Raw genomic sequence first — 3851 nt, 5'->3', positions numbered from 1 at the left:
CCCGCCGATAATGGCGGTGCGGCGGGCCGACATGCCCGCCGGAACGGGATGGGTCACGAGGAAAGCGCCTTCTCGAAGAAGGGCCTGGCATGGTCCCAGATGCCGGCGGCCCAGAGATCGGAATGGCCGGCATCGGGGACGATCCAGAGCTCCTGGGGGTTGGGAGCCAGCGCATAGAGGCGCTCGCCATTGGAGACGCCGATCGTGGTGTCGGCAGTGCCATGGGCGACCAGCACCGGCTCCCGCACCTGGGCGATCCATTCATTGGAGCGGAACTGGTCCTGCATGACCAGGCCCACCGGCAGATAGGGATAGCGTTCCGCCGCCACCGTCACGGCGGAGAGGAACGGGGTTTCGAGCAGCAGCGCCCGGGCGTCGCGCTGGCTGGCCACATAGGTGGCCGGGCCCGAGCCCAGCGAGCGGCCCCAGATGAGAATATCGGGGTGCCGCTCGGCCACCCAATCATAGGCGGCCAGCGCATCGGCGAGGATATTGGCCTCGGAAATGGCGCCGGGCGAGGTGGGAAAGCCGCGATAGTCGAAGGCGAGGAAGCCATAGCCATCGGCGACGAATTGGGCATAGCGCTCGTGCTCATAGGTGAAGCTGCCCGAATTGCCCTTGTAATAGACGATCATGGGCATGCCGGGGCGGGGCGGCTGGTACCAGGCGGTGACCAGGCCGTCGCCGGAGGCGATCTCGACCTGTTCGGCGCCGGCAAGGCCCGCCGCGGCCAGCTCGGTGATCTCCCCGGCGGGGTCGTATTGCAGCGCCCGCTGGTTGACGAACATGTAGCCCACCACGCCCGCATAGGCGAGAACGGCCAGGACCAGCAGGGCGACAAGAACAGAACGCAGCAGCTTCACTTCCGACCTCGAACAGGTTTCCGCGCCTCTCTATAGCAGAGATGGCGCGCCCTCAGAGTTCGGAAATGGTCTTGTCGAGCGCCTGTTTGAACACGTCGTCGGGCTGGGCGCCGGACAGGGCATATTTCTCGCCGAAGACGAAGAAGGGCACGCCGCGAATGCCCTGCTCGGCGGCGCTGGTGGCGAGCTGAGCGGTGATGGACAATTCGTGCTCGTCATTGATGGCGTCCAGCACATCGCCTCGGTCCCAGCCGAACTGCACGGCGATATCGGCCAGGACATTGTCGTCATTGATCTGGCGATGCTCGAGGAAATAGGCCTCGGCAATGGCATTGGCCAATTCGTGCTGGTTGCCATTGGGCTTGGAAAGCCGGGTGATCGTATGCGCCTTGGCGGTGTTGAACATGCGCGGCTGCTTGCTGAGATCGAGATCCATGCCGGCCTTCTTGGCCTCGCCTTCCACCCGCGCCCACATCTCGCTTGGGTCGCGGCCATATTTGGCGCGCAGCATTTCCCCCACATCGACGCCTTCCGGCGGCACGGAGGGATCGAGATAGAAGGGGTGGTTCTCCACCACGACCTCGACATCCTCGGGCAATCCGGCGATGGCCTGGTCGAGACGGGCCGAGCCCACCAGGCACCAGGGGCACACCACATCGGTGAACACGTCGATCTTGAGCAATTTGGCCATTGGGCGGCTCCCGCAGAAACTGATCCCGCCCAGATGGCGCTCCGGGCGAGATGTGGCAAGAGGGCACTTCAGCGTAACCTTGGGGCGTAAGCCCGGTCAGGCGGCGGGGCCAGCCGTGCCCTGGCCCTGGATTAGGGCGAAGGGCGGCGTATAGGCGGCGGTCAGCACCAGGCCCATGGCGGCGCTGAACCCGACAATGGCCAGCATGGGGGTCAGTAGCCAGCCCGCCAGCGGCGAGGCGGCGCCGACGCGCATCAGCGTGGCCAGACCGAACAGCAGGACAAAGGTGCAGACCAGGCTCAATTGCAGCGAATCGAGCGGCGGCGTGATGAAGGGCAGGGCAATATAGAGAGCGACGAGGCCGGCCAGCCACAGCCGGGCCCGCGGCGCTGCAACCAGGACCAGCGCGCCATAGGCGGCGCCCATCAGCGCCAGCTGGGCGAGGTGGACCGCGCCGCCCACCCAGCCGGGTAGGCCGAAGGGCGCGAAGAACAGGGGCAGGATGCCGAGGGTTTCGGCGCCGAGATTGACCAGGCCGAACAGGCCTGGCACCAGGGCGGCGCAGGCGAGCAGGGTCAGGCCCGCGCGGATATTGGCGGCGGTGCCGCGGCGGCCCGGAACGGCGTTGGAATAGAGTGCTGTGGTGGCCATTTTCGCGGCTCCCCTTGGCAGATGCGTGCAGGGTCAATGGCCGGACAGGGTGGTCGGTTCCGCAAACGTCAACACGCATACGTTAGCGTACCGGCTTGAGGCGCGGCTTTCATCGGCCTATTTGCAGGGCACGAACAGGGGTTTGACCATGGCTGAAGCGGATCACGAGACGCGGCTGGAAGCGCTGGAAACGCGCCTGGCCTATCAGGACCAGACGATCGAGGACCTCAACGCCACCATTACCGAGCAATGGAAGAGCATCGATCTTCTGACCCGCAAGCTCGCCATGCTGGAAGAACAGGTCCGCTCGGGCGCCTATATCGCCGACCCGGCCACGGAAAAGCCGCCCCCGCACTATTAGCCGCGGTTTGCCCCCCATTGTTCTGCCCTCGCACCAATACGTGAATTTCCACGATGTCATCCTCGCGAAAGCGGGGACCTCCGTTACCGACATACAGGCTGCAAGCAGAGGTTCCCGCTTTCGCGGGAATGACTCCGTGATTTGACGGCTCAATCGCCTCCCTCCCGAGTCGGGAGCGCGCATACCCGGCCGCCCCGCCGCTAGTTGAACGCCATCACCGCGCAGAAGATCGTGCCCACCAGCGCGATGCGCGTTATCGATCCGAAGACTTTCGGCGGAATGGCCCGGCTCCATGGGGTGAAGGACAGGCCGATTCCCAGGGTGATGACGGCGATGAAGGCCATCTTGGCGGCGAACCAGGGATTGGCCCAGAGCCCCGTATCGTAGCGGATGGCCACCATGAGCACGCCGGTCAGGACCAGCACCAGCAGGCTCAGCCGGGCATTGATGCTGAGCTGGCGCGTCAGCGGGCCCAATATGGTCCGCCCCTCGGCGCCCAGCGCCATCATGCGCGGCATCAGCGCCGGCATGATCAGGTTGGTCGTGGCGGCAAAGAGCAGCGCGCCGAAATGAATGAATAGCAGCAGGCGGAAAATGTCGTCCATGGAGGCCTCTTGGGGGCCGGTCGATCCGGCCTTGTCCGTCAATGCCTGCCTTGCTACACCCTCAACATTAGTTGAGGTCAAGCCCGATGTGGAAATCCGTACTCAGCGTCGGCGAGGTGGCGCGGCGCTCCGGCATCGCCGTCTCGGCGCTGCATTTCTACGAGCGCAAGGGCCTGATCCGGTCGGTGCGCACATCGGGCAACCAGCGGCGCTATGAGCGCAGCGTGCTGCGGCGGATCGCCATCATCCAGGTGGCGCAGAGCGTCGGCCTGTCGCTGGAGGAAATCGGAGCGGCCCTGGCAGGCCTGCCGGCCGACAAGGCGCCGAGCACTGCCGATTGGGAACGGATGTCGGCGGGCTGGCGCGATGCGCTCGATGCCCGCATCGCCCAGCTCGGGCGGCTGCGCGACGGGTTGGGCAGCTGCATCGGCTGCGGATGCCTCTCGACCGAAACCTGCCCGCTGCGCAATCCCGGCGACCGCATCGGCCGGCGGGGCAAGACCGGCCCGCGGATTCTGCTCGGGGAGGAATAGGGAGGGGGGATGGCCCCCTAGATCTTATCGGCCCATATGCGATCCGGCCCCACACACTGGTCGTCACCCTCGGGCCTGACCCGAGGGTTCTTTGTTTTGGGTCTATCGCAAACACCCTCGGGTCGAGCAACCGTGGATGGTTAGGCG

Annotated in this window: 6 protein-coding genes; 2 read left to right on the top strand and 4 right to left on the bottom strand. The window is 65.7% G+C overall.

From position 1 onward, the window contains the following. Positions 1-53: 53 nt before the first annotated feature. From A3840_RS01580 to A3840_RS01570, 3 genes are all read right to left on the bottom strand, one after another. Positions 54-863 carry an alpha/beta hydrolase gene (locus A3840_RS01580; protein ID WP_067450872.1) on the bottom strand — a complete coding sequence of 270 codons (810 nt, stop codon included), beginning with the start codon at positions 861-863 and terminating at the stop codon, positions 54-56. 52 nt (positions 864-915) lie between these two features. Continuing rightward, the gene (locus A3840_RS01575) at positions 916-1554 is read right to left on the bottom strand and encodes a DsbA family oxidoreductase (protein ID WP_067450869.1); all 639 of its coding nucleotides are present in this window, start codon (positions 1552-1554) and stop codon (positions 916-918) included. Between the two features lie 96 nt (positions 1555-1650). Next, a complete protein-coding gene (locus tag A3840_RS01570) occupies positions 1651-2205 on the bottom strand; it encodes a hypothetical protein (protein WP_067450866.1) in 555 nt (184 codons plus the stop codon). A gap of 148 nt (positions 2206-2353) precedes the next feature. Between A3840_RS01570 and A3840_RS01565 the strand changes: the two genes are divergently transcribed. Then, positions 2354-2566 (top strand): SlyX family protein, encoded by a 213-nt coding sequence (locus tag A3840_RS01565; protein WP_067450875.1) that lies wholly within the window; start codon positions 2354-2356, stop codon positions 2564-2566. Between the two features lie 200 nt (positions 2567-2766). Here the strand turns inward: A3840_RS01565 and A3840_RS01560 are convergent, their stop codons facing one another. Next, positions 2767-3171: a hypothetical protein gene (locus A3840_RS01560; RefSeq protein WP_131798208.1), complete on the bottom strand. Its 405-nt coding sequence runs from the start codon at positions 3169-3171 to the stop codon at positions 2767-2769. A gap of 86 nt (positions 3172-3257) precedes the next feature. Here A3840_RS01560 and soxR point away from each other — a divergent pair, with 86 nt between their 5' ends. Continuing rightward, on the top strand, positions 3258-3704 hold the full coding sequence (gene soxR, locus A3840_RS01555) for a redox-sensitive transcriptional activator SoxR (protein ID WP_067450860.1): 447 nt from the start codon (positions 3258-3260) through the stop codon (positions 3702-3704). The last annotated feature ends 147 nt before the right edge of the window (positions 3705-3851 follow it).

Source organism: Devosia elaeis, assembly GCF_001650025.1.
Lineage (GTDB): Bacteria > Pseudomonadota > Alphaproteobacteria > Rhizobiales > Devosiaceae > Devosia > Devosia elaeis.
This window is presented reverse-complemented; position numbering and strand designations above follow the sequence as displayed.